At 61.3% G+C, this 25,488-nt stretch carries 26 protein-coding genes; 14 read left to right on the top strand and 12 right to left on the bottom strand.

Annotated features, from left to right (window positions below; all coding sequences use genetic code 11):
* Positions 1-169: 169 nt before the first annotated feature.
* Entirely contained in the window at positions 170-1,036 is an 867-nt protein-coding gene (locus GH665_RS09920; protein ID WP_153135714.1) for a protein-L-isoaspartate O-methyltransferase family protein, read from the bottom strand.
* 48 nt (positions 1,037-1,084) lie between these two features.
* A complete protein-coding gene (locus GH665_RS09915; protein WP_153135713.1) occupies positions 1,085-2,947 on the bottom strand; it encodes a cytochrome c biogenesis protein DipZ in 1,863 nt (620 codons plus the stop codon).
* Between the two features lie 254 nt (positions 2,948-3,201).
* On the opposite strand from GH665_RS09915, the gene GH665_RS09910 reads away from it, so the two are divergent.
* Positions 3,202-3,957: a response regulator transcription factor gene (locus tag GH665_RS09910; protein ID WP_153135712.1), complete on the top strand. Its 756-nt coding sequence runs from the start codon at positions 3,202-3,204 to the stop codon at positions 3,955-3,957.
* Positions 3,954-5,447 (top strand): sensor histidine kinase, encoded by a 1,494-nt coding sequence (locus GH665_RS09905; protein WP_153135711.1) that lies wholly within the window; start codon positions 3,954-3,956, stop codon positions 5,445-5,447. Before GH665_RS09910 ends, GH665_RS09905 begins: the two co-directional genes overlap by 4 nt.
* A 45-nt stretch (positions 5,448-5,492) precedes the next feature.
* Here GH665_RS09905 and GH665_RS09900 read toward each other — a convergent pair whose 3' ends face one another.
* Positions 5,493-6,170, bottom strand: coding sequence for a M24 family metallopeptidase (locus GH665_RS09900; RefSeq protein ID WP_153135710.1), 678 nt, complete (start codon positions 6,168-6,170; stop codon positions 5,493-5,495).
* A 198-nt stretch (positions 6,171-6,368) separates the two neighbouring features.
* Between GH665_RS09900 and GH665_RS09895 the strand changes: the two genes are divergently transcribed.
* Entirely contained in the window at positions 6,369-6,590 is a 222-nt protein-coding gene (locus GH665_RS09895) for a hypothetical protein (RefSeq protein WP_153135709.1), read from the top strand.
* 3 nt (positions 6,591-6,593) lie between these two features.
* Here the strand turns inward: GH665_RS09895 and GH665_RS09890 are convergent, their stop codons facing one another.
* The gene (locus tag GH665_RS09890) at positions 6,594-7,484 is read right to left on the bottom strand and encodes a LysR family transcriptional regulator (RefSeq protein ID WP_153135708.1); all 891 of its coding nucleotides are present in this window, start codon (positions 7,482-7,484) and stop codon (positions 6,594-6,596) included.
* Between the two features lie 92 nt (positions 7,485-7,576).
* Between GH665_RS09890 and GH665_RS09885 the strand changes: the two genes are divergently transcribed.
* Complete coding sequence (locus GH665_RS09885; protein WP_153135707.1) at positions 7,577-8,551, top strand: zinc-binding dehydrogenase; 975 nt, start codon at positions 7,577-7,579, stop codon at positions 8,549-8,551.
* Positions 8,552-8,918: 367 nt separating this feature from the next.
* The gene (locus GH665_RS09880) at positions 8,919-10,085 is read left to right on the top strand and encodes a porin (RefSeq protein WP_153135706.1); all 1,167 of its coding nucleotides are present in this window, start codon (positions 8,919-8,921) and stop codon (positions 10,083-10,085) included.
* 141 nt (positions 10,086-10,226) lie between these two features.
* Here GH665_RS09880 and GH665_RS09875 read toward each other — a convergent pair whose 3' ends face one another.
* Positions 10,227-10,811, bottom strand: coding sequence for a TetR/AcrR family transcriptional regulator (locus tag GH665_RS09875; protein WP_153135705.1), 585 nt, complete (start codon positions 10,809-10,811; stop codon positions 10,227-10,229).
* Positions 10,812-10,965: 154 nt separating this feature from the next.
* On the opposite strand from GH665_RS09875, the gene GH665_RS09870 reads away from it, so the two are divergent.
* Both GH665_RS09870 and GH665_RS09865 read left to right on the top strand, forming a co-directional pair.
* On the top strand, positions 10,966-11,388 hold the full coding sequence (locus GH665_RS09870) for a tautomerase family protein (protein ID WP_153135704.1): 423 nt from the start codon (positions 10,966-10,968) through the stop codon (positions 11,386-11,388).
* A 278-nt stretch (positions 11,389-11,666) separates the two neighbouring features.
* Positions 11,667-12,164 carry an acyl-CoA thioesterase gene (locus GH665_RS09865; protein ID WP_153138349.1) on the top strand — a complete coding sequence of 166 codons (498 nt, stop codon included), beginning with the start codon at positions 11,667-11,669 and terminating at the stop codon, positions 12,162-12,164.
* A gap of 114 nt (positions 12,165-12,278) precedes the next feature.
* Here the strand turns inward: GH665_RS09865 and GH665_RS09860 are convergent, their stop codons facing one another.
* The 4 genes from GH665_RS09860 to GH665_RS09845 all read right to left on the bottom strand — a co-directional run bounded on the left by GH665_RS09860 (position 12,279) and on the right by GH665_RS09845 (position 16,319).
* Positions 12,279-13,727, bottom strand: coding sequence for a sensor histidine kinase (locus GH665_RS09860; protein WP_153135703.1), 1,449 nt, complete (start codon positions 13,725-13,727; stop codon positions 12,279-12,281).
* A 72-nt stretch (positions 13,728-13,799) separates the two neighbouring features.
* On the bottom strand, positions 13,800-14,774 hold the full coding sequence (locus GH665_RS09855) for a response regulator (RefSeq protein ID WP_153135702.1): 975 nt from the start codon (positions 14,772-14,774) through the stop codon (positions 13,800-13,802).
* A gap of 269 nt (positions 14,775-15,043) precedes the next feature.
* A complete protein-coding gene (tolA, locus tag GH665_RS09850; protein ID WP_153135701.1) occupies positions 15,044-15,607 on the bottom strand; it encodes a cell envelope integrity protein TolA in 564 nt (187 codons plus the stop codon).
* A gap of 73 nt (positions 15,608-15,680) precedes the next feature.
* Positions 15,681-16,319 carry a CGNR zinc finger domain-containing protein gene (locus GH665_RS09845; protein WP_153135700.1) on the bottom strand — a complete coding sequence of 213 codons (639 nt, stop codon included), beginning with the start codon at positions 16,317-16,319 and terminating at the stop codon, positions 15,681-15,683.
* 177 nt (positions 16,320-16,496) lie between these two features.
* On the opposite strand from GH665_RS09845, the gene GH665_RS09840 reads away from it, so the two are divergent.
* The 3 genes from GH665_RS09840 to GH665_RS09830 all read left to right on the top strand — a co-directional run bounded on the left by GH665_RS09840 (position 16,497) and on the right by GH665_RS09830 (position 18,975).
* Positions 16,497-17,204, top strand: a complete 708-nt coding sequence (locus tag GH665_RS09840) for an alpha/beta fold hydrolase (RefSeq protein WP_153135699.1) — start codon at positions 16,497-16,499, stop codon at positions 17,202-17,204.
* 68 nt (positions 17,205-17,272) lie between these two features.
* Positions 17,273-18,127 (top strand): alpha/beta fold hydrolase, encoded by an 855-nt coding sequence (locus tag GH665_RS09835; RefSeq protein WP_153135698.1) that lies wholly within the window; start codon positions 17,273-17,275, stop codon positions 18,125-18,127.
* 77 nt (positions 18,128-18,204) lie between these two features.
* Positions 18,205-18,975, top strand: a complete 771-nt coding sequence (locus tag GH665_RS09830) for an SDR family oxidoreductase (protein WP_153135697.1) — start codon at positions 18,205-18,207, stop codon at positions 18,973-18,975.
* An 88-nt stretch (positions 18,976-19,063) separates the two neighbouring features.
* Here GH665_RS09830 and GH665_RS09825 read toward each other — a convergent pair whose 3' ends face one another.
* From GH665_RS09825 to GH665_RS09815, 3 genes are all read right to left on the bottom strand, one after another.
* A complete protein-coding gene (locus GH665_RS09825; RefSeq protein ID WP_153135696.1) occupies positions 19,064-19,537 on the bottom strand; it encodes a DUF2269 family protein in 474 nt (157 codons plus the stop codon).
* A complete protein-coding gene (locus GH665_RS09820) occupies positions 19,534-20,790 on the bottom strand; it encodes an SDR family oxidoreductase (RefSeq protein WP_153135695.1) in 1,257 nt (418 codons plus the stop codon). Before GH665_RS09820 ends, GH665_RS09825 begins: the two co-directional genes overlap by 4 nt.
* 142 nt (positions 20,791-20,932) lie before the next feature.
* Positions 20,933-21,463, bottom strand: coding sequence for a GbsR/MarR family transcriptional regulator (locus GH665_RS09815; protein WP_153135694.1), 531 nt, complete (start codon positions 21,461-21,463; stop codon positions 20,933-20,935).
* A gap of 125 nt (positions 21,464-21,588) precedes the next feature.
* Here GH665_RS09815 and GH665_RS09810 point away from each other — a divergent pair, with 125 nt between their 5' ends.
* The 4 genes from GH665_RS09810 to pstS all read left to right on the top strand — a co-directional run bounded on the left by GH665_RS09810 (position 21,589) and on the right by pstS (position 25,479).
* Positions 21,589-22,002: a thiol-disulfide oxidoreductase DCC family protein gene (locus GH665_RS09810; protein WP_153135693.1), complete on the top strand. Its 414-nt coding sequence runs from the start codon at positions 21,589-21,591 to the stop codon at positions 22,000-22,002.
* A 79-nt stretch (positions 22,003-22,081) separates the two neighbouring features.
* Positions 22,082-22,465, top strand: a complete 384-nt coding sequence (locus GH665_RS09805) for a hypothetical protein (RefSeq protein WP_153135692.1) — start codon at positions 22,082-22,084, stop codon at positions 22,463-22,465.
* A gap of 365 nt (positions 22,466-22,830) precedes the next feature.
* A complete protein-coding gene (locus GH665_RS09800) occupies positions 22,831-24,318 on the top strand; it encodes an MFS transporter (RefSeq protein WP_217361874.1) in 1,488 nt (495 codons plus the stop codon).
* 69 nt (positions 24,319-24,387) lie between these two features.
* Positions 24,388-25,479 carry a phosphate ABC transporter substrate-binding protein PstS gene (gene pstS / locus GH665_RS09795; protein ID WP_246216182.1) on the top strand — a complete coding sequence of 364 codons (1,092 nt, stop codon included), beginning with the start codon at positions 24,388-24,390 and terminating at the stop codon, positions 25,477-25,479.
* The last annotated feature ends 9 nt before the right edge of the window (positions 25,480-25,488 follow it).

Here is a 25,488-nt window from a genome sequence, read left to right as displayed (position 1 = left end):
CTGTTGACTACCCGACGCGCATACGCTTCATCCGATAACGATGTCATCGCATGCATGGGCGAGCTTGCCTCGCGTCGGCAAACGACTGCAACTTAAAATATACGTGCGACTGAGCGTCAATTGAATGCGATTCTCGCAATGCCGTTGATAGGTCTCGACTATAACGCGATCAGTCGTAAGCGAGCGCCCAGCGCGCCCCACGCAACCAGCATCGCTCGTCCGGCAGGTCGCCGGTGCGGTACAGGCGTGTGACGCGACGCCAGCCACCCTTCTGAAAGGCGGCGTCGAGCCTGGCTTCCGACGCGTCGTCGCGCCCTCCTTCGCACGGATAAAGGGCGACGGCGGAGATCCAGGCGGCGAGATATTCGTCGCCGGCGCGTTCGATTCGAAATACCACGCCGTAATGGGAAATGGCCGCGCCGCGGGCAGGCGGCCAGATATTCTCCGTCGTAAGGGGAAGAATCAGCCTGCCACCGTCCTTTAAACGATCGAGCCAGATGTCGGCGGGATGGGTCACGCCGGCGTTGACATAGATTACGTCGGCCGGATCAAAGGGCATCGAGAAGCCGTCGCCCTGAAGCACCTGAACGTTGCCGACATTCGACAGATTCGTAGCCGCGCGCGCGGCCAGACCGGCATCGAATTCGATGCCGGTGACCCGGCCAGCGGGACCGGCGAGGCGGGCCATGATGGCCGTGTAGTAACCGACACCCGCGCCGATATGGACGACATGGTCGCCGGCTCGAATCCCGGCGCTGGCGAGAAGCGGCACATGGTAGGACGGCATGCCGTTGTTAAGGCCGCGCTCCGGGATGATGCCGATCAGGACATCGGCATAGACGCGGGCGGGATCGTCGTCGGGCGTGGCAACGTAGCCGGCGGGACACAGGATGGGCCACGGTCCGGGGCCCAGATAGCGTTCGCGTTCGACAGCCGCGAACGCCGCCTCGATGCCCGGATTGGCAATACCCGCTAATGCCATCAGCCGCCGGGCATACGCGCGGCGGACCGTGCCAAGCTCCTGCTGACGATCCATTTACCGACCTGTGGGTGTGACATGGCGATTCACGCCACCCCATTCAGGTTAGCCGAAAGTAAAGGCATACGCTTGCACGCCCGGATCCAGAAATTCGATCGAGAACGTGTGATCCGCGACCTCGCCGGATTGCCGCACGAGTTGGTAAAGACGCTGGCCGGTAACGGTGCCGGTGCCGTCGGCAGCGACGTCCGTGCCATGCGCATTGCCGGGCGCCGCGCCATCCACGCTCACACGGAAGCGTACCGGTTTGCCGTCCTTGTCCGGGCCGAGCACCAGGTGCAGATCGCGCGCGTGGAAGCGATAGACGATGCGTCCTGACGCGGCCGCGAGCGTCGCGTGTTCGGCACCCACCTTCCACGCGCCGGCCAGCCCCCAATCGTTGACGTCGAGTTGTGACGGCGCCGCATAGGTGTGAACCTTGTCCGGCGCCTCGCCGCCAGGCGACGCGAAATTCTCGGCACGCTGGTAGCCGATGTAAGTTTCCGGCGACTGCATGTCGGCATTGTCAGCCGCGGCTTGCACACCTTGCGCGCTCGTGCCTGAAATACCGACTGCGATCTTCGACACGTTCGGATGCCCGGCCTCGATCAGCAGTTCCTGAATCACTTTTTCCGATTCCGCATAGTCGCCTTCGCCAAAATGGTGATAGCGAATCTGCCCTTTCCCGTCGACGAAATAATGCGCCGGCCAGTACTGATTGTTCAGTGCGCGCCAGATCGCGTAGTTGTTGTCGATTGCAACGGGATAGTCGACGCCGAGATCGTGGACGGCTTTCTTCACATTGTCGATATTGCGTTCGAATGCGAACTCCGGTGCGTGCACGCCGATAACGACGAGCCCCTGGTCCTTGTATTTCTGCGCCCACGCTTTCACGTACGGCAGTGAGCGCAGGCAGTTGATGCACGAGTAGGTCCAGAAATCGACTAGTACGACTTTGCCGCGCAGGTCCTGCACCGTCAGCGGCGGGGAATTCAGCCACTGGACGGCGCCGTTCAAGGTCGGCAGCACGCCTTCGACGGGCAACGCAGCCGCGCCGCCTGGCGCGCCTTGCGCGGTATGCATCAGCGCGCCGGTTTCGCTTGCATCCGTGGCGGAGTTGGCGGTCGTCACGGCGTCGCTGCCCGAGGCATTGGCCGACGCATTGGCGTTGCTACCCGCCGCAGCCGGATTGCCCGGCGTCGCACCCGGCGACAGTGTGTCCACCAGCCTCTGTTCGATGCCCCCCGTGGCGATGGTCGATACGCGAGCGAGCACACCGGTGTCGAGTCCGAGCGCAATCGCCACCACGCCGAGCAGCATCGCCGCGCCGATCCCGCGACGGATCCATTCGCCCGCGCCCAGCGAGCGCTTCATCGCGGTAAACACCCGCCCGCCGATCAGCAGCGCCACTGCAAGCGAGGTCGCGGCGCCGGCCGCATAGGCCACCAGCAACAGCGTGGTGCCCACGCTTGCGCCGCGCAATGCCGCGCCGGTCAGCACGAGGCCGAGAATCGGACCGGCGCACGGCGCCCACAGCAAGCCGGTCGCGATACCCAGCAGAAAGGACGAACCCACGCGAACCTGCTGACCATCGCCCTGCGCGAAATTCGACAGGCGATTGCCGGCGCTCACGAGGGGGCGCATCAGATGATCGGCGAAACGCGGCAGCAGCAGTGTCAGTCCGAACACGGCAAGCAAGGCAATCGCAAGCCAGCGGCCATACTGGTTGGCCTGCGCGACCCAACCGCCGCCCACGGCGGCAAGGGTCGCGACGACGGCGAACGTGAGCGCCATGCCGGCGAGCAATGGCAGGCCGCTGCGCACGAAGGGCTGATCGGCGCGGGCAAAAACAAACGGCAGCACCGGCAGGATGCACGGGCTGAGGATCGTCAGAGCGCCGCCAAGATAGGCGAGAACGATGATTAACATGTCGGTTCCGGGCGTGGTTGTCAGTCGGTCAGGGTGGGCACGCTGATACGCACGGGTTTCGGGTGCGTTACGAATCAGCGGAAAGTGCCCACATCCTAGGGCGCCGGCGGTGTCGAAGTCCTCACGAAAAGTTAAATTAAATGTGATAACTCGCCGTCCGGAAATTTTGCACAATGACGCAACGGCCCGCTTGTTGCGGGCGCCCTTTCCTCCACCGTTCTGAACCCCGCCCTCGCCCGCGGCTAAAGCCATCCATGGACCAAGCAAAGCGCATCCTGATCGTTGAAGACGACGTCGACATCGCCAACGTGCTGAGCCTTCATCTGCGCGACGAGCGTTACGAGGTCGTGCACAGCGCCGACGGCAACGAAGGGCTGCGCCTGCTGGAACAAGGCGGTTGGGACGCACTGATTCTCGATCTGATGCTGCCCGGCGTCGACGGCCTGGAAATCTGCCGGCGGGCCCGCGCGATGACACGCTATACGCCGATCATCATCACCAGCGCACGTTCGAGCGAAGTGCACCGGATCCTCGGCCTCGAACTCGGCGCCGACGACTACCTCGCCAAGCCGTTCTCCGTGCTGGAACTGGTTGCGCGCGTCAAGGCTTTGCTGCGGCGCGTCGAAGCGCTGGCGAAAGATTCGCGCATCGACGCGGGCAGCTTGCAGCTCGCCGGCCTGACGATCGATCCGCTGACGCGCGAGGCAACGGTCGACGGCAAGCCCATCGAACTGACGCCGCGTGAATTCGACCTGCTGTATTTCTTCGCGCAGCATCCTGGCAAAGTGTTCTCGCGCATGGACCTGCTCAATGCCGTATGGGGCTACCGGCACGAGGGCTACGAACATACCGTCAACACCCACATCAACCGGTTGCGCGCGAAGATCGAGACCGATCCTGCCCAGCCCGAGCGCATCCTCACCGTCTGGGGGCGTGGCTACAAGCTGGCTATGCCGGGCACGCCAGGTGACGGACCCGCGCCCGCCGGCACACCGAAGGATGCGCCGTGAACCTGACCCTCACCCAGCGGCTCTCGCTCGTCTTCTCCGCGCTGCTGCTCGCATGCTGCGGTGCGTCAGCGTGGCTGCAAATCCGTTCAAGCGATCTGCATGAGAAGGAGGTCGTGCAGAGCCTGTCAAAAGATCTCGCCGACCATATCGCGCATCGCACCACGCTGATGGATGCGAACGGTTTGCGGCCCGACGCGGTGCGTCAACTGTTCGGTCAGTTGATGAGAGTGAATCCGAGCGTCGAGGTGTACCTGCTCGACAACCAGGGGCGCATCAAGGGCGACGACGCCCCCGCGGGTCACGTCAAGCGCACCCAGGTGAATCTCGCGCCGATCCGGCAATTTATCGCCGGGGACGCGTTGCCGATTCTCGGCGACGATCCGCGCAGCGTCGACGGCAAGAAAGTGTTTAGCGCCGCGCCGCTGCAAGCGAATGGGCAGCCGCCTTCCGGCTACATCTACGTCGTCCTGCTCGGCGAAGAACACGACGCGCTCGCCGCGCGCATCGACGCCAGCTCGGTGCTGCGCACGACGCTCTGGTCGATGGCGCTGGTCGCGCTGCTGGGATTGCTCGCCGGCTTGACGGCTTTCGGTCTGATCACGCGGCCGCTACGCCGCCTGACCGACGCCATGCGCCACTTCGATGCCGATGGCGAACCCGCCCAGCAGCCGGCGGTGCCACGCTCGTCGCCTGCCGGGCGGCGCGACGAAATCGCCGTACTCGAAGCCACTTTTGCGCAGATGGCCAACCGCATCGGCGATCAGTGGCGCGCACTGACACGCCAGGATCAGCAGCGGCGCGAACTGATCGCCAATATCTCGCACGACCTGCGCACGCCGTTGACCTCGCTGCACGGCTACCTCGAGACGCTGTCGCTGAAAGCCGACACGCTTGGCGAAACGGAGCGCAAACGCTATCTGGCGATCGCACTTGCGCAAAGCGTCAAGGTCGGACGGCTCGCGCAGGCGCTATTCGAACTGGCGCGGCTCGAACATGGCAACGTGCAGCCCGCGCTCGAATCATTCTCGCTGGTCGATCTGGTTCAGGACGTGTTCCAGAAATTCGAGTTGCCGGCGGAGGCGCGGCACATCCAGTTGCGCGCCGATTTTCCTCCTCGTCTGCCGGCCGTCAGCGCCGATCTGGGCATGATCGAGCGCGTGCTGACGAACCTGCTCGACAACGCGATTCGCCACACGCCCACCGGTGGATCGATCGACGTCGATCTCGCGCACAAGGACGGCAAGGTATCGGTCACCGTCACCGACACCGGTCCCGGCATTCCGGCGGCGCAGCGCGAGGGGCTGTTCGAGCGTCCGCTGAATCCGGGCGGCGCGCATCGTGGCGGCGGACTCGGACTGCTGATCGTGCAGCGCATGCTGCAGTTGCATCACAGCCAGATACGCCTGCTCGAGCACGCGGGAACGGGTTCGGCATTCTGTTTCGAGTTGCCGACCGCCGAGAAGCCGGCTGTCGCCAGCATTGCGCTCTGAGCGAGCGTCAAGCCGTACGACGGCGTAACGTTCGGCAACGCGAGATCAGATCAGCAAGTCTTCATAGAACGACCCGAACGGCCGGGTCGGATGGGCAAGCTGGATTTCCAGAATCCACAGGCCGGCGTCCGGGCAATCCGCGAAATCGCCCAGATTTCCTGCTTTGTAGATCGCATGCGGAAAGTCACTGACACGGTGACCCTTGATGTCCAGATTCAACCGCCAGCCGAGCGCCGTTGCGCGCTGTTCAGCGAAGTCATACAGCGCCTTGCCGCCCGCATGCGTCGAGCGCCAATGGTGCTCCACTTCATCGAATACGGTTTTCGCGGCGTCAGCGCAAGCCTTCATCTCCGCATCATGGCCGACGACGAAGGTCGCGCCCGCGTCGCCCTCGTGCTGATCCCAAACCACGCCCAGGTCGACGAAGAAAATATCGTCTTCCTTGAGCCGCGGATCACCCTCCGATTGCTGCTTGAAGGTCTTTAGCGTGTTCTCGCCGAAGCGCACCAGCACCGGATGCCAGATACGATCCATGCCCAATTCGTTCAATACGTTCTTGCATTCGGCCGTCGCCTCCGACTCGAGCATGCCCGGTTTGACCCGCCGCGCAAGCTGGTTCACCACCTCCCAGGTTCGGCCTTGCGCATATTTCATCGACTCAAGCACGTACCTGCTTCCGACCGCCTGTTTTGCCTGTTTTGCCTCTTTAGCTGCTGCTTCCATCCTGGCTCTCCGGTTATATCCTTACGAATATAACGGATAACGCCCGGAAGCACTTGTGTCCACGCCACGCATTGATGTGTAAACCAGACTTTCTACAATGAATCTACCGGCACATGGGGCGCCAGATTGCCTGAAGAATCTCTCCCGCCGGTGATCGTTGGCTGGAGGCCGCGCGCTCGTGTCGCGCAAGGATTCCACATGAAATCTGAACACCTGGAAGCGCATGAAGATCCGGAAGAAACGACCGCAAGCAAGGTGCGCGTAGCGCTTGCGGCCATCGGCACTTTGATGGCGGTTTTCGGTATCGCAATTTGCGTATTTGGTCTCGTCGAGTTCAATCAGACGAAGGTTTTGATTGGCGTGTGCGTCATCGTGGTATCGACAATCGCCTACATTCTGATGCTGACGGGAGCCAGGTGAAGATCAACGTGCGCCACGCTCCAGCAACTGACTCCACAGACGCTGCGCAACCGGACCGTGCGCCGCCTCGCGGCGCCGCGCTGCATAGTGCTTGAGCGTGGCGCCGTGCAGGTGCCGCCCTTCCAGCGACACCAGACGACGTTCCTCAATATCGCGAGCGACGAGATGATGGGGCATGTGGCCCCACGCAAGTCCTTGCACGATCAACTCGCGCTTCATTAACTGGTCGGGCACCGTGCAGGTTGGCGCGCCCTCGATCAGATAGTAATTGGCCTCTGACGGCTGCCTGCCGGTATCGCGAATGATGCACTGAACGTAGGGCCGCATGTCGTCAGGCGTGAGCGATTCTTCTGGGGCCTGCCTGAGAAACCCAGGCGCGGCAACCGGCACAAGCTTTACCTCGAAAAGCTCGACAGTTTCGATTGCAGGCGACGGTTTGTCGAGATGATGAAAAATCAAGTCGCAGTCACCCTTGTTCAGCCGTTCCCAGGGGCCGCTAATCGCCTCGAATAGCAGAATGAGGCGCGTGCCGCTACTCGCCTCAAAAAACCGCCTGAGCGTGCCCAACGTCTCCGGCAACGGACACAGGTCACCTACCACGACGCGTAACTCCGCCTCCTGCCCCGCAGAGAGTTGGGCCGCTTCTCGCTGCAGATTTTCATAGTGGCGAAGAAACTGCGCCACCCGCGCGTGATACGCCGCGCCTTCCGCCGTCAGCGACACACGGTACCCCGCCCGGTCGAGCAGCACCATCCCCACTTGAGCCTCAAGCGCCGTTACGGCCGCGTGGACGGTTGGATGCGTCCGGTTCAGACGTGCTGCGGCCGCGGCAAAGCTGCCTTCGGCAACCAATGCGTCGAAGCACTGCAGCTGTAGTAGCGTCGGCTCGTTCATTGTAGAAATGGCCTTCAGTCTTTGTCGAAACATAGTAATTTATTTCGATGAACGTCGATCCTACGATTCAGTCTCCACGTGAGGAGATCGCCATGAAGGCAATCGTAAGAACACGGTTTGGTGGTCCCGAAGTACTCGGTATTGCCGACAGACCGGTGCCGGCAGTCAAACCGGGCTGCGTCCTGATTCGCGTTCGGGCATTTGGCCTGAACCGGGCCGAGCTCTATATGCGGCGCGGGCTGTGGGGAGGCGTCGCGGAAGTGAGCGGCATCGAATGTGCGGGGTCCGTCGTGCTGGACGCGACCGGAACGCTGCGCGAGGGTCAGACGGTCGTGGCGCTGATGGGCGGAATGGGGCGAACGATCGACGGCAGTTACGCAGAATACGTGCTCGTGCCGGCCACGAATGTCGTGCCCGTTGAAAGCGGCCTCGACTGGGAACATCTCGCCGCGCTGCCGGAAGCCTATGCCGTCGCGTGGACCTGCCTTCACCGGAACCTGGAAGTCCGGGCCGGGCAGCTGCTCGTCGTGCGGGGTGGCACGTCGAGCCTCGGGCAGGCCGCTATCGATATCGCCTGCCAACTCGGCGTGGAAGTGATTGCAAGCAGCCGTCGGCCGGAGGGAAAAGCCATGCTGCGCTCGCGTGGCGCCGCCCATGCCGTGACGAACGCGGATGAGCTTTGCGCGGCGCCGGACTGGCCGGGCGGCAAGGTCGACGCGGTGCTCGACCTCATCGGTAACCGCACCGTTCTCGACTCAATGCGCGCGACGCGTCGTGGCGGTCGCGTGTGCCTCGCCGGATTTCTGGGCGGGCTCGCACCACTCGCCGACTTCGATCCGCTCAGCCAGATGCCGAGCGGCGTTCATTTGAGCTTTTTCGGCAGCTTTAACTTCGGAACCGCCAACTTTGCACTATCGGACGTGCCCATGCAGCAGATCGTGGATTTCGAATCGAGCGGCCTGTATCGAGGCAAACCTGCGCATGTGTTTGGCCTTTCCGAAGTGCCGATCGCCCATGCGTTGATGGAACGCAACGAGGCCGTCGGGAAATGTGTCGTGCTGCTCTGAGCGGTCGCTATGTGTCATAAAGGCGACAATTTCCTTTGAAACTGCTTCGAAACTGTTTACGGATAGATGACGGCTCGATATATTCCGTCAAACACAACGGGATAGACGTTTCGCTTCACTCAAAGACGCCACACGCCGGATGGATTCGCCGATGCTCCGGCGCTTCCGTCACCCGCCGGTGACGACCTCGCATAACGAGGTTTTCGCTGCGCGCCCGTTCGATCGCACCCTCCCGACATTGACCTCATTCCTGCGCGGCCTCGCGCGGCTTTGTCGTGGGCGTTCGATCCGCATCGCTTGCCAACCTGGGTCCACGCCGTGCTCTCGGATACACGCGGCATGGACACCTTAAAAGAAGAAGGAAAAAATGAAGAAGACTATCCTCGCCACCGCTGTCCTCGGAAGCATCTCGCTCAGCGCTCATGCACAAAGCAGCGTCACGCTGTATGGCCTGATCGATGCCGGTATCAGCTACGTGAACAACGCCCGTGCCGGCACGAGCCATGACAACCTCGTCAAGTACGACGACGGCGTGGCATCGGGCAGCCGTTGGGGCCTGCGCGGCACCGAAGACCTCGGTGGCGGCCTGAAGGCACTGTTCGTGTTGGAAAACGGCTTTAACAGCGGCACGGGTGCTGCAGGCCAGGGCAATTCGATGTTCGGCCGTCAGGCGTTTGTCGGCCTGTCGCAGAACGGCGTCGGCTCGCTGACGTTCGGTCGCCAGTATTCGTTTTCGACGGATTATCTGGGCGGCAACTACTCGACGGGCGGCCAGACCGTTGCGGGTAACTACGCTTACCACATCAACGACGTGGACCAGTTGACGTCGAGCCGGATCAACAACTCGATCAAGTTCAGCAGCGCGAACTTCTCGGGCTTCACGTTCGGCGCGTTGTACGGCTTCTCGAACCAGGCTGGCGCATTCGCAGGCGCGCCGGCAACCGGCCCGGCTACGGCACAGGTCGCAGGTTCGTCGCGTGCATACAGCTTCGGCGTGAACTACGCGAACGGCCCGTTCGCCGCGGGCGCAGCGTACACGGACATCCGTTACCCGAGCCAGGCAACCACGACGCAGTCCTCGACGTCGATGGCCAACGTCACGACGGGCACCATCCGCGATCTGCGCACGTTCGGCGTCGGCGGCCGTTACTCGATCGGCGCGGCGACGATGTGGGCGTTGTACACGAACACGCACTTCACGCCGATCACGGGCGGCTCGACCACCTTCGCTGCGTACGAAGCAGGCGCAAAGTACGCATTCACGCCGGCACTGACGGCGGGTGCGGGCTACACGTACATGCATCTGAGCGGCGCCAGGGCAGGCCACTGGAACCAGGCTGACCTGAGCGTCGACTACGCACTGAGCAAGCGTACGGATGTGTATGGACTGGGCATCTACCAGATCGCATCGGGCCGCAATGGCACGCAGGACGTACAGGCACAGATCGGCTCCAGCACGAGCTTCTTCGGCCCGTCCGGTCCGGGCGCGGACAACCAGCTGGCATTCCGCGTCGGCGTGCGTCACCGCTTCTGATGTCCATGTCTGGGCAAGTTTGAGCGGGTTTGAGCAGTAAGGATCCGCTCTCGCACCCAGACAATGCATTGAAGACCCGTCGACACCCTGAAGCGAATCGCGCCGAACGGGTGTCGACGGCCAATGGCCGCTACCTTTGCATCACGACGCAGACTGAACACCAAGGTCCAGCGCGGCCTTGCGGACAGCCGCGGCAATCTCGTCGCTGATCGCCGGGTCCTTCACGGCCCGCGCGAGCGTTACCCCACCCACCAGTAAGGCGAGCAGCGCCGTCGCTTCCTCGCGACGAGCCTTTGGCTTGCCCTCGAGCCCTGCCGCCATCGCCTCGATAATCGAACACAACTCCGTTTCATAGGCCTGCCGGGTTTCGTCGTCGGCGCGGGCCACTTCACTCGAGAGACTCTGCAGAGCGCAACTCTCGGCAAGATCGCAGGTACGGCGCTCGCCCAGGTAGAAATCGACGAACCAGCCGCGCCAGTTGCCGCCCATTTGCTCGCGTGTCTGCCCGATACCTCGCCGCAGGTCTTCGAGCCCCACGACCACCGCCTCGCGGAAAGCCGCGGCTTTCGACTTGAAATGTGCGTAGAACGCACCGGATGTCACCTCGGCGTCCTTCGCCAGGCCGTCCACGCCCGAGCCGCCAAACCCGCGGCTACGAAATCCCCGGCCCGCGCTGGTCAGAATCCTCGCCCTGCTTTCTTCCTTCTTGCCTGCCCGATGTGCCATTGCGTGCGCCTCCAGATAACGATCGCTATTTTGTGCTTGACGACATCACGATCGTTATGAAACTATCGCGACATCACGATCGTTATATCGCGACCGTGATGCAGGCGCAACAACTCTGATTCGACTAACCCCGTTTGATCAAGGAGTGACAGCAATGCCTATTTCCATCCACGTCACGCAAGGTCTTCTCACCCCGCACGGAGAGCGTGAAGTGCTGCCTCTTGTTGCGGATGCGCTGCTAAGCGCCCACGGCCTGAGCGGCAACGGGTTCATGACCCCGAACGTGATTGGCCATCTGATCGTCAGCCCGGAGTCGCAGAGCTATGTCGGCGGCAAACCTCAATCGCTGGCCGTTGTCGAGGTGAAGGTTCCGGCCACCACCTTTCCGGACACCGAAGTCAAGCAGGCATTCGTTCGCGCGGCCACGGACATCATCGACCGGCTCAGTGCGGGGTCTCATCCGCGAGAGCGCACGTTTGTCAACGTGACGTATGCGGTTGATGGTGCATGGGGCATTGGCGGCAAAGCGTATTCCAATGCCGAACTGGGCGAGGCCATACAACGCGGCGCCCGTTGATGCGCCGCTGAGGTACGACAGGAAATGCGCCGGGCATAGTGAGGATGCATGCATCAAGCTACTTGCTCTGCCCGGTCAGCATCGCTTTCGTGTCGCCCGGCAACGGCACGCTGTTCCGGTCGATAGACGGATCGCGTACGACCAGCCTTTTTCTGCACGGCATGTTTGCCAGCCAATAGCCACGCAACCCCTATCCCCAAGAGAATGGGATGTGCCTGCCATATAGGGAGGCATGCGTGGCTGCCGCAAGCAGCCATTCCTGCAAAAAGGAAAATCGTATGTTGATGCGTGACGCAATCCCACCCGCCCTGACCCGAGGATCCGCCCTTCTTTCGCAAGACCCGATTAGCCCGTCCTCGCTCAAGACCTTCCACCATACGTTCGACATTTACCTGAAGGACTCGAACGCATTCATGAATACGTATTTCTCACGCTACTTCGAGTGGCAAGGTGTGTGCCGCGAGCGGTGGTTTCATGAATGCATACACAACGATCTGCTGGGATCGGACGGCATGTTCGTGACCAAACGCGCGCACCAGGAATACGTTCATGAAACGTTCCCCTTCCAGCGCGTGGATTGCTATCTGAACACGGTGCAGGTCAAGCAGTGCTCGGCCTATCTGCTGTTCCGCTTTTGCGTGGATGGCCGGGAGGTTTCGCAGGGCTATCAGCAGATCCTGTATGCCGGACGGGACCGGAAGATCAGACGCTTCCCGCAGGGCATCGTTGAACGGGTCAAGGAGTATGAACTGCCATGGACGGCACTAGCCGCCTGATCTCAACAATTAACTTTCGCCGTTTAGTTTTTTTCGCCGGGTTTTGTCGTGGGGGTTCACCGCTATCTTTCACTGCCAACTTCCACGCCTGACTTTGACCACTAACCTTCAACTTTAGACTTTCACCTTTTGCCGCCGGCGCAAAGAACGCGCTGGCGGTTTGTTCAGTGCGCGGTCCGCCGGCGAGCCCGGTACCGGCAAGCGCACGGTGAACGTGGTGTGCGCACCGCGCGTCGAACTGCATTCGATACTGCCGCCCAGAAGCTCCGCCGCGCGACGGCAGAATGCGAGCCCCATTCCCGCGCCGCTTCCGTGCCGCTTGGTGGAGAAGAAGGCGTCGAAGATATGCGGCAGCACGTCGGGCGCGATGCCCGGCCCCGTGTCGCGAAATCGCAGCACGCAGAAACCATGCTCCTGAACCGCACTGATCGCGATCTCCCCTTCGCCGCTCACGTGAATCGCATGCAGCGCGTTTTTCAGCAAATTGAACAGGACAAAAACCGCCAGCGTGTCCGAACCCGAAAAGCATAAGCTTGCGTCGATCGGCGCCACGGTGACGCGGGCGCGTTCGTCGCCACGGAATGGATAGCGCTCGAGCGCCGACACCACACATTGCTTCATGGAATGAGGTGTAAAGCGTGTGCGGTCCAGACGATCCAGTGTGAACGAAGCGAGCGCCATTTCGACCATCGCGCTGGTGCCCGATACCTCCCTTCTGATTGCCGTGGCGAGTTGGCTCACGCGTTCGGTCTGCCCGGAATGCTCCTCCTGATCGTCGTAAAGCCCGTGCGTGACGGCCAGCCGGTAGCCTTTGAACACGTGCGACCACACGCTGGCAATCTCGTCGGCATGCATGGCGATCGTCGCCAGCGGCGTGGCAATTTCGTGCGCGATCGTCGCTGCGATCGCATAGGGATGAATCAGGTGATACCGGACGATCGTGATCGCGAGAAGCCCCAGGCTGAGGGCAATAAACAATACCCCTGGGGGATAGAACGGATAGCCGTAGTTGACCGCATAGTCGACCGCGGCAAGCGAATAGACGCAGAGGCTCGCAAAACAGAGATCGAGGCGCCTGCGCGCTTCGGCGCCGGCCTGCTTGCGGGCCGCGAGCAGAAGCTGTCCGCTGCGGCCGGCCAGCAATACGGTCTGCAGCACGTGCAAAGGATGCAGCGGCCCGGCGCTCGGATAGTAGCCAAAGAAGTAGTGCCGGTAGCCGGAGACGACTTCATCGCCAGGCAGAAGCACCGCGAAGACAACGCACAGACCGTAAGACGCGAGCAATATCGGCCGCTCACGACGCCTCGCGGCCACCTCCGTGACGAAGTGATAGAAGGTGGTAGGCAGGAAGAGAATGAAAAGGTACCCCACCCGAACCAGCACGCTTGCGATGTGGGGGTCCTGCGTCTGGAACAGCAGGGTCCAGGTACCCTGCCATGCAAATGTCGTCGCGCACATCAAAAGAAATGGCGCCGACAGCCGCGTCACCCCTTGAGTGATGAGTACGTAAAGGCCGAACACCACGAACAGCGCTGACACAAAGGCGGTCGGAATGGCGTACATGTGGCTCGATGTGTCGGGAAACGTTGGTCTGTTACAGCATTTTCAAAGCGGCTATGCGAACTGGCTAATTCCTCATAGATGGGCCTGCTGATTGCGGCCACTACGCCATTGCGAAAATGTCAGCGTGTTCAGACCCACGTCGGTGGAATCTATTCTGGTCCAGCAATAGAAAACGTCGTCCCAGCCTGGGATGGTTTGCGGCGTTACCGTCCTGAATGCCGCTCCGGGACGAAACGCCAGATTCGGCCAGAAAACCGGCATCGACTCGCGTACCGCCATCTGCTTCAGCAGATTCGCCGGCCCGCTTTCGTCGGCCACGATCTCCGCCTGCGAGATCCAGTCGTTCTCTGCCCATGCCAGGAAAACGCTTGGGTTGCCCGCACGGTCGAACATCAGGATCGCATTCTGTTCCGGACGCCAGTAATACTCGACGATACCTTCAGTGGCGACCACCGCGTCGATCACCCGTCTGGTTCGCGGATCGCAATAGGTCATGCCGTTATCGCCCAGGCCCAGCCAGCCCGACTCCGAACAATGTCTGCTTCTGGCGTCTTTTAGAAAATGGACCAGCCTGTTGGCTGAATCGGCATCCGTTTTTCTCAGATAAAGATCGACAATGCCGGCATTGAAAGCCTTTACTGCAACGGTCTCGTCGGCGACACCGGTCAGGAGCACTTTCGCGCAACGCAAATTGGATATTGACGAAAGGAATTCGACCCCGCTCAGTCCGGGCATATCGTAATCGACCACCACCGCGGCCACCTCTGAAAACCGCGCATCCCGGGTCAGCACGTCCCGCTCCGCCGAGCTTTCGACAAAGCGCTCAAGGCCTGTCTCAGTCAGACCGGCTGAAGCCGGCGCAAACGCCAGCGAATTCTCGCGGGCATGTTTGCGGATGAATGCGAGCGCGGTTTGAGGCCGCGTGAAAAACAGATTGGTGGAAATATCCGGAAAGAATCGACGCAACGCGTCGAGGTAGCTGTCGCTGTCGTCCACGAAAACGACAGATGCCGGATAGAAAACAGGGGGTCGAATAAAATTGTTCATGTCTTTTACGTGGAATATATGGCGTGCCTTGCACCGGCTTACAAGCCGGTTTCTCTCACACTGGCTCCCGGGCCGATTCCGCTGGACCATATAGTACCGGGGTCTTTGCATTAACGTGCAAACTTGCGCGGGCTTTCCGTCATAGTATGCGAATGGAATAGTTTGAATTTAATCGGGCTGAGCCGATTATTCTGCTGCAGTCACGCAGAAGTTGAAGATGTCAGATTCAGGGATTGACTTCACCCTGCTCTTCACGACTCGCAGCGGCGCTATCGGCACGCGGTGACGCCGTCTACCGTGGTGCAATGACGTATCGACCAATGGCTTTCGCCCGTGAGTCCGGTGCTGCCGCCGATGCCGAGCGGACGCGGTTGAGGCCTGAAATGAAGGTCGATTCTCGAAAAGGCGTGCGTGGCCGGTGCCGCGGGTAACGGCGCGACAGCCGCTATCGCGCGTTGTACCGCCGCGTCCCACGCCGGATTGCCACTGGAGTGCAACGGCGCAACTGAATCGATCGAACCGTCCGCATTGACGCGAATAGAAATAATCGCTTCCGGGTTGTCCGCAACGTTGCGTGAATCGACCACCAGATTGCTGGCCAATGCGCAACCCACATAGCCGCGCCATTGCGATCCGGTCAATTGATCGAGCGCCGGCGTCGGCGCGCCGCTCTGCGTCACGCGCGCGAGGCAGCGGCTGGTCACGTCCGTGGCCGATGGCAGCGGTGGACCATTCTCGCTTTGCAGATCGGTTGACGTGCACGCCGCCAATAGACACAGCGGACCCAGCACGGATGAAGCAAGAGCAAGCAGCCAGCGATTGTTGTTATGCATCTGCGGTTCCACTTGTCGGCCATTCAGGGTGTGCGGGTCGCGATTGGCGCGAACCGCGCGCCGACCCCGAAGCTTACACCTGAGCGCCGTCCTGTTGCCTGAGCCGCTTGCGGTGAGCCGCAACTTTCGCACGGTTGCCGCACATCGCCATGCTGCACCAACGACGCGCGTGACCGCGCGTGTGATCCGCAAACATCAACGTGCATCTGGGACCTTCGCACGCTTTCACGTAGGTGAAATCTTCCTCGCATACCAGCCTCGCCAGCACCTCGGCGATCGGCATCAGTAGCGACTCGGGCGATTGCCAGCGCCGGTTCGCGCGCAGCTCAAAGCGTGTCGCACCGTCCGATGCGTTAGTCACGATTTCGCCGTGCTGGTGATCCTGCGCGAGCAGCTGGTTCAAGGGCTCGATCTCACGCAGATATTTGGCAGCCAGCGGCCGTCCCTTCCGCTTCTGGACAAACCCCCTGAACCATTCGCGTAGTTCGCGCGCGCGCGCCGCCAACTCGTCGAGTTCGGCCGCGCTCGATTGGCTCCGCATCGCCTCGAGGACTGTGCGGGGCACTAGCGCCGCCTGGTCCAGCCAGGCAAGCAAGCCTTCGCCGTCGCTGATCCAGTCGACAGCTTCATCGACAGGCGTAGCAACCGAGTTCAGGAAATCGAGGCCCGGCGCGTCGGCCACCAGTATCGCGGGAGTCTGACGGTAGTCCATTTCTCATGACGGATGTGAGGTGACGATGACTGCATCGTAACCGCTAAAAATGCACTTGACAAGTTACATCGTTCGTTTGTAACCTCTAAATAACGATTTATCAGGTTACACAGCAGGCACGCCAACCGGATGTGCATGCCTGCGAGGCAGCACCCAAGTCCGTCAAAGGAGCGAGAAATGTCGATCGGCAATGTGAGCGCGGTGCTGGTGCACGGCGCGTGGGCAGATGGCTCAAGCTGGAGCAAGGTGATTGAACGCCTGAAGGCAAATGGCATACACGCGGTAGCGGCCCCCTTGCCGCTCAGTGCTTTGCACGAGGACGTGGCGGCCCTCGATAGAACGCTGGAGCGCATCGACGGTCCGGTTGTTGTCGCGGGGCATGCCTACGCCGGCGCGGTGATCGGCGCGACGCGCGCCGACAACGTCAAGGCGCTCGTCTATATCGCGGCGCTTGCGCCTGCCGAGGGCGAAACGGTGAGCGACGTGTTCTATCGTGGTGAAGCGCACCCGCTGGCACCCAAACTGGCGCCGGATCGGCATGGCCAGATATGGTTGCCGGAAGAAGCATTCGCAGCAGCGTTCGCACAGCACGCGAGCGTGCAGGAGTTGGCCGTGCTTAGCGCGGTTCAACGTCCCATTGCGGTTTCATGCATTGGCGAGACGCTCGGGCGTCCACTCTGGAAGGACCGGCCAAGCTGGTTCCTGACCGCCGGCCAGGACCGGATGATCAATCCCGACACGCAACATTTCATGGCACAGCGCATGAACGCGCGCGTGCATTCACACGAGGTCGATCACACACCGATTGTTACCGCTCCTGACCTCGTTACCGATGTCATCGTCGAAGCGGTCCAGGCTGCCTCGGCCTCCCTATCAACTCGTTAGGAATACCTAAAACCGATCGCGCCTACAGGCTCTCACCGCCTGTCATTTCCCAAATCAGGAGTTAATCCATGTCATCCATTGCCAATCGTTATGCCGACGTCAACGGCGTCAAGGTGTTCTATCGCGAAGCGGGTCGTTCGAACGCACCGAAACTGTTACTTCTGCATGGCTTTCCGAGTTCGAGCCACATGTTTCGGGACCTGATCCCCCTGCTTGCCGAGCGCTTCCATATCGTCGCGCCCGATCTGCCAGGCTTTGGCCAGTCGGACATGCCGGCACGCAGCGCTTTTGCCTACACATTCGACAACATCGCCAACGTGATCGAAGGTTTTACCGAGCAGATCGGTTTCGATCGCTTTGCCATGTATGTATTCGACTACGGCGCGCCCACCGGCTTTCGGCTTGCGCTCCGGCACCCTGAGCGAATCACCGCGATCATCTCGCAGAACGGCAACGCGTACGAAGAAGGTTTGAGCGACGGCTGGAATCCGATCCGCGCGTATTGGCAGGATCCTTCGCACGCCAATCGCGAGGCCCTTCGCACCATGCTGACGCATGAATCGACCAAGTGGCAATACACGCATGGCGTACCGGACACGAGTTCCGTGTCGCCGGATGGCTACTCGCTCGACGAGTTCTATTTGAACCGCCCAGGCGCCGACGAGATCCAGCTCGATCTGTTCGGAGACTACCGGAACAATGTCGCGTTGTACCCGGCATTCCAGCAGTATTTCCGCACTCATCAGCCCCGTTTCCTTGCCGTGTGGGGAAAGAACGATCCGTTTTTCCTGCCGCCCGGCGCCGAGGCATTCAAGCGCGACATACCGGACGCCGAGGTGCGTTTCTTCGATACCGGACACTTCGCGCTGGAGACTCACGCGGCAGAGATCGCCGCGGCAATAGCCGGATTTCTGGTCCGCTGACCGGCAAAGACAGCATCGTGGCCGATCATTGGATGCGCCGCTCAAACGGCGCATCCGCGAGCTAAAGGAGAAGGGAAATGTCCAGCAAGGTAGCTATCGTGACAGGCGCGAGCCAGGGTATCGGCCGTTCGACCGCCATCAGGTTAGCGCGGGATTTTGCGTCGATCGTGCTCGTGGCGCGCAATCGTGAGAACCTCGCACAGACCGCTGACGAGGTGAAAAAGGCAGGCGCCGAAGCGCTTGCAATCGATCTCGATCTGTCTGAACCGGAGGCCGCACAGCAGGTTGTCGATCACACACTGGCGGCATTTGGGCAGATCGACGCATTGCTCAATATCGCGGGCGCGGTGCCGCAGATCGATGTGTTCGACATGACCGACGATCAATGGGACCGGGGCTTCGCGCTAAAGCTGCATGGCGCGCGGCGCCTGACGATCGCAGCGTGGCCGTCGTTGAAGAAAACCTCGGGATCGGTCGTGCTGATGTCGGGCAATTCGGCGCTGTTTCCCAAGGCACCGTACGCGGCCGTGGGCACGATCAACGCAGCGATTGTGGCGCTGGCGAAAGCTTTCTCGGACCGGGGCATTACCGACGGCGTACAGGTCAACAGCGTGTTGCCCGGCCCGGTGATGACGGGGCGGCGGCAATCGTATCTGGAACATTGGGCGCCGCTGCACAACATGACAGTCGAAGAAGCCACGGCGCGGTTTCCTGCCGAAGCGGGAATCGCCCGGTATGGCACGCCCGAAGAGATCGCCGAACTGATGGCGTTCATCGTGTCGCCGGCGGCTCACTGGATGACGGGTTCGACGTTGAGGATGGACGGTGGAGAGGTCAAATCGATTTGACGACTCAGGTGCGTTATCTCAGGTGCGCTATCAATGAAAGTAAAAGAAGAGACGCACGCCTCGCAAACGGGTGTGCGTCTTATCCTGGCTACAAAGCCGGCTTGAAAACCATCAGGTAGTAAATCACCGCCATCGCCACGAACGCCGGATACCCCAGCCACTCCCAGTGCATGGCATAGCGCCAATACTGCGGCGGTAGCGCGACGGCGCCGCTCGCATTGGCAGTCGCGGCGATTCTCGCCATGGCCAGTTGCAGCCATACGACCGGCAACCAGCATGCGCCCGCGAGCAGATAGAGTCCGATCGCCGCAACGATCCACGGCGCGTTCCAGGACCAGCCCGCGGCATGTGCCAGCCACAAGCCCGACAGAGGTTGAAAAACGATCGCTGGCGTGGTGAACCAGAGATCCGCCCGCACCACCAGTCGCGAAACGGTTGCAATCGCGGGCACACAACGCGTCCGGTTAGCAAAGAAGAGATAGAACGCAGTGCCAAAGCCGGTTCCCACCAGCAGCACCGACGACATGATGTGCAAAGTCTTGATCGCAAGATAGAGGTTCATGGCCGTGTTTCTTCACTAAGGAGAACGAGCAGCAGTGCGAGGACCGGCACATTCTTCAGGATCGGACCGAACGGATGCCACAGGAATTCGGGCAGCGCAACGGCGATGATGATCGAATATGCACCGATCAGCCCTATCTGCATCGCCCAAAGCCGTCGCCCCGGGCGAACGAGCGTGGCGACGCCAAAAACAAAATCCAACGTCGCCGCCAGATAGAGCGCGGCCATCGCCGCGCCGCCCTGCAGATGCACGTGCGCGAGCAGTGCCAGGCTGGCCGCTTGCGGATAGATGAAGGCGCTGCAGAGCGCCGTCCAGATCCACATGATCGCCAGTGCGCCACGCAGCAAGACCGGACGCCACATCGCCAGTGCTGCATGGCGTGACGCGATCGCGTCGACTGGCGCAACGAAGGTTTCGAGACCGGCAGGCACACGCCCCAGCGCCTTCGTTGTCGCTGCGACCGGCCCCGTGTTTCCTGCCCGGAGCATGCGCCAGGTGTCGCGTGTCAGCATCGAATGGGGCACACGGTCGAGCAGCGCGGCACCTGCATCGATCAGCGCAGCCGGCACGCTAATGCGCCATGCCGGCGGCAGCGCCATCGATGCACGATAGGTCGCCAGCATCTCCCGGTACTCGAATTGCGTGCCGCCTACCAGGTCGAGAATCGGCTGATCGGCGACCCCGGACGTCACGAGCCGCACGACGATTTCGGCCAGCTCGTCGACGTGAATCGGCCGCACCAACTGATGCCCCCCGGCAGGCAGCGGATGAACCGGCAGGCTCGCTATGGCACGAAAGAAGCGTGACGAAGAACCCGTTGCCCCGTAGATCAGAGCGGGCCGGAGGATGTGGTGCATGACGGACAACGACTGCAGAGCCTCGTCGGCGGCTCGCTTACTGGCGAAGTAGTCCGTCTCGCCGGTCTGTGCGCCGAGCGCCGATATCTGAACGACGCGCCGCACGCCTGCACGTGACGCCGCTTCAAACAGTGCCACCGGCGCGCGATGATGGATGCGCTCGAAAGTCTGATCGCCGCGTTCGATCAGGATGCCGACCGCGTTGATCACGACGTCGATAGCGCGTAGCTTCGATGACCAATCAGACGGATCAAGATCGGTCGTGTAGTCGATCGCGACTTCGTCTTCGCGCAGGGCGTGTCTCACGCCTTTGAACACCCGATGCCCCTCGCTGGCGAATGCGCTGCACAGCGCCCGGCCGATGAAGCCATTCGCACCGCAGACCAGGATGTTCATACCGTGAGCTCCATAACGGAGGCTGCGCGGAACAGACTCGCTGAGCACAACCTCATTCCAATTCTCCCCGTTACTGTTATTTCTGTATAAACAGAAATAACAGGTCAAAAAAATGGACGATCTTATCGTCCGTGCTATTCCGTTAGTCCTTCGTGCGCCTTACCGTACGACTGATTTTCGCGCCCATACCAAGCGTTTTCATCAGCGTTTCGGGCTTCAGGCGCAGCATCTCGTCGGACCAGGTGGTGAGCGTTTCGAGAAACTTCAGCGTCTCGCGAATGCGTTTTTCCGTGTCACGACTTTCCTCCGCCATCTCCTGACTGACCAGACTATCCCGCAACATGGTCAGCGTCGGATCGATCTCGCGTTGCCTGCGCCCTTCCACGATCAGCTTGAACAGTTCCCAGATATCCGTGGAGGTTTCGAAGTGGTCGCGACGGTCTCCCATCACATGCACCACCTTGGCGAGGCGCCAAGACTGGAGTTCTTTCAGACTCGTGCTCACATTGGAGCGGGCGACGCCGAGCGTATCGGCGATCTCGTCCGCAGCGATTGGGCGGCCGAGCAGATACAGCAGCGCATGAATCTGTGCGACGGTGCGGTTGACGCCCCAGCGCGAGCCCATTTCGCCCCAGTGAAGAATGAATCGTTCGGCAATCGGTGTGAGTTCCATGTCGGCAACTTTATTTTCTTCAGTTATTTCTGTCAAGAGAGAAATAACGCTTGACGGCCAATGCGTCCCGGCCTAATTTCTGTGTTGACAGAAATAACTGAAACAGGCGCACCGGAGAAGAGGCCATGGAAAACACCTTGCTGACGCTGTATATCGACGGAAATTGTCCACTATGCGTCGCCGAGATGGCGAAACTACGCGTATGGGATCGCCATGCGCGGCTCGCGTTCGTCGATATCGCGCAACCCGGCTTCGATGCGGCGCCGCTCGGCGTAGACCTGGCGGCACTCAATCGTCAGTTGCACGGGTGGACTGCGGACGGACGATGCGTCGTCGGGATAGACAGCATCATCGCCGCCTATACGCTGGCCGGCCAAGGGTGGATAGTCGCACCGCTGCGCGTGCCGTTCATGCGCCCTGCCTTCCGGGTCCTATATCGTGCGTTCGCCCGGAATCGCATGAGCATTTCCAGGCGCTTAGGGGTGACAAACGGTCCGCCGTGCACAGACGAAACGTGCACGCTAAAAATGGATCCGTGAACGACTTCGGCATTGGCTGCCAGGGCCGGCGAATTTGTGTAAGCTCTTCTACGCTTTTATCGCCCAGGATCTTTTGCCCATGCCCTCGTCCATCCGCAACTCGCTCCTTTGGATCTTCGACGCGTTCGAGCGCGATTCAACCTACATCAGCAAGCGGATGTTCGGCAGCGACGCTGCTTATATCGACGGCCTGCTGTGTCTGATCGCCGCCGATCGCGACAAGCCATGGAATGGTTTGCTGGTCTGCACGTCGCATGAGCGGCACGCCGCGCTCATCGAGGAAGTACCCGCTTTGCGGCCCCATCCGGTGCTCGGCAAATGGCTTTACGTCCCGCAAGACGATCCGGCGTTTGAAACCGTGGTGGAGAAAATGACGGCACTCGTACTCGCGCGCGATCCGCGTATCGGCGTCGAGCCGAAGCCGCGCAAACGCCGCGGAAAATCCACGTTGCCCAGGACGTAACCAGCATCCGCTCATACCCAACCTGTCAGCAAGCTATACACAACACGACGACACTCCAACGTCGAAAAAAGATCGCAATACGCGAGCTTGCACCGAATGATTTACGACAGGTTTGTGTCATCCGAACGACACCCACGGGCGGCACCATGTCGGTTTGGCTGCCGGCGGCGTCGACTCACCCACCTCCTCGCCTGCCGTGCGTCGGCCAGATGCTCGAGTCCAGATTCGCGCGCCGCTCAGAGGCTCATGATGCGCGGCGAAATACGAGTACATGCGACGAGTACATGCGACGAGTACATGCGTGCCCGCTTACGACATGCTTTCGATTGCCTGTGCTACCGCTGCAGTTCCACCAGGAGCAAGTTATGCATGATGTGGCAGATTCCGAGGGTTTGCGGCACACCAGTGTGAAGTCGGTCCAGCAGTACATTGACGAGCGCCCGATATGGCCCGACGGCACCCGTCTTCCGACTGTGCCGATGACGGGCATGCAATGGCGCATCTGGTCGCTCGCGGCAGCCGGAAAGTTCTTTGAAGGATTCGTTGTCTTTATGACCGGCGTGGCGCTGCCGCTGATCTCGCGCGAGTTCGGCATCGGCGCGGCACAGAACGGCCTTATCAGCGCCGCCAGCCTGATGGGCATCCTGGTCGGCGCGGTGGGGCTGGGCGGCATGTCCGACTATTTCGGCCGCAAGCGGATGTTCATTGTCGAGATGATCATCTTCGTCGCGTTTCTGGTGCTGCTGGTTCTTTGCACCAACTTCACCTCGCTCGTGATCTGCCTGTTCGGACTCGGTGTGGCGCTCGGCTGCGACTACCCGACCGCGCATATGATCATCTCCGAAAGCATTCCCAGCAGCGCTCGCGGCAAACTGGTGCTAGCGGCATTCGGCTTTCAGGCGCTGGGCGCGCTCGGCGGTACGGCGGTGGGCTTTCTGGTCCTGTCGACGATCCCGACTCTCGACGCGTGGCGCTGGATGTACGGCACCGCCATCATCCCGGCACTGGCGGTGACCGTCGGCCGTTTCTTCATCACGGAGAGCCCGAGCTGGTTGCACATTCGCGGCGCGGTGGATCGCGCGGAAGCCGCTGCGAAACGCCTGCTGGTGCGTACGCCGCAATATCCGACCAGTATCGCGCTCTCGCGCGAACTGGACAATGCCGCCAGCGGCCACGGCGGCAAGCAAAGTTTTTTTGCGCTGTTCGCAAAGCGCAACCTGCGCGCCACGATTCTGGCCTCGATACCGTGGTTCCTGCAGGATCTCGGCACCTATGGGATCGGCATTTTCACGCCCACCATCCTCGCCGCCGCATTCGGCAGCAAGCCTGACCACGTGCGCAGCATCACCGACCTGATTCTCAATGATATCCTCGCCGCCAAAGGGGCGGCCCTGATCACGATGCTGCTGATCGTCGGCATCATTTTCGCAGTCATCCTCGCCGACAAGGTCGGGCGCATCTGGTTGCAGGTGATCGGCTTTATCGGCTGCGCGGCAGGTTTGCTGGTCGCTTCGTTCTCCGATGGTTTTGAAGGCTCCACCAAGACCGTGGTGATTTTCGCCGGCTTCATGCTGTTCAACTTCATGACCAACCTGGGGCCGAACGCACAGACCTATCTGCTCGCGGGCGAAGTGTTCCCGACCGCCATTCGCGGTACAGGTGCCGGTTTCGCCGCGGCGGTCGGCAAGATCGGTGCGGTCGCAACCGCATTCCTGTTCCCGATTCTGCTCACGAGCATCGGCACGGGCCCGCTTCTCTACATTCTCGTGGGCACGTCGATTCTCGGCGCCGTGGTGACATGGATGTTCCGCATCGAAACAAATGGCGTGAGCCTTGACGAGATTGGACGCTAGACGCGTTGACGCCTTGCCATGACGCTTGCACACACCCGACGGATTCCCCGTATCGCAACGGAGACACGCATGACTGAGCAACACAGGAACCCGCTACCGCGCTTGAACTGGCGGCACATGGTCAGCGCGCCGCTGTGCGTTGCCACGCTCACCTTGATGACAGGCGCGTTGGCCAATGCGCAGGACCTCACCTTGAATGAAACCGGCTCGACCTTGCTGTACCCGTTGTTCACCACCTGGGTGGATGCGTACACCAGATCGCACCCCGGCATTCGGGTGACCACTGGCGCGACCGGCTCGGAAGCCGGTATCCAGCAAGCGCTGACGGGCAAGGTGCAGATCGGGGCGTCCGACGCCTATATGTCCGACGCGGACATGAGGCAGCACCCGCAGATCATCAACGTCCCACTCGCTATCGCCGCGCAGACCGTCAACTACAATCTGCCCGGCCTCAACACGACGCATCTCAAGCTGGACGGCCCGGTGCTCGCCGGGATCTACACCGGCGCGATTCGCAACTGGGATGCGCCGCAGATCGCGGCGCTCAACCCCGGCGTGGCGTTGCCCCATCATCCGATTGTGCCGATCCATCGGGCTGACGGCTCGGGCGATACCTTCGTGTTCTCGCAGTTCCTGTCGTTCTCGACGCCGGCCTGGGAAAGCGACAAGGGGTACGGCACCAGCATCGCGTGGCCCGCTGTGCCGGGTAGCGCGAGCGCGGTGGGCAATGCCGGCATGGTGCAGGCGCTGCAGTCAACGCCATGGTCGCTCGGTTACGTCGGCGTCAGCTTCACCGACAAACTCGCCGAGGCGAAACTCGGCACCGCGGCGCTCAAGAATGGCGCGGGCGAATTTATCCTGCCCAACAAGGACACGATCACCGCCGGCGCTGCCTCGCTCGGCCCGCGCACGCCCCCTGACGAACGTCTGAGCCTGGTGTTCGCGCCGGCATCGGGTGCCTATCCACTCGTCAATTACGAGTATGCGGTGGTGTCGACGAAACAAGCCGATGCCGCAACTGCCGCCGCGCTGCGCAGGTTCCTGCTCTGGACCATCGTGCCCTCGGAGACGAACGAGGCCTACCTCGACACGGTGCACTTCATTCCACTGCCGCCTCACACGTGGGAGCTGAGCCAGGCGCAGATTCAGTCGATCAAGTAGCCCTCTGCT

Source organism: Paraburkholderia agricolaris (genome assembly GCF_009455635.1).
GTDB lineage: Bacteria > Pseudomonadota > Gammaproteobacteria > Burkholderiales > Burkholderiaceae > Paraburkholderia > Paraburkholderia agricolaris.
The sequence above is the reverse complement of the archived record's forward strand: the minus strand, read 5'-3'. Positions and strand labels throughout refer to the sequence as shown.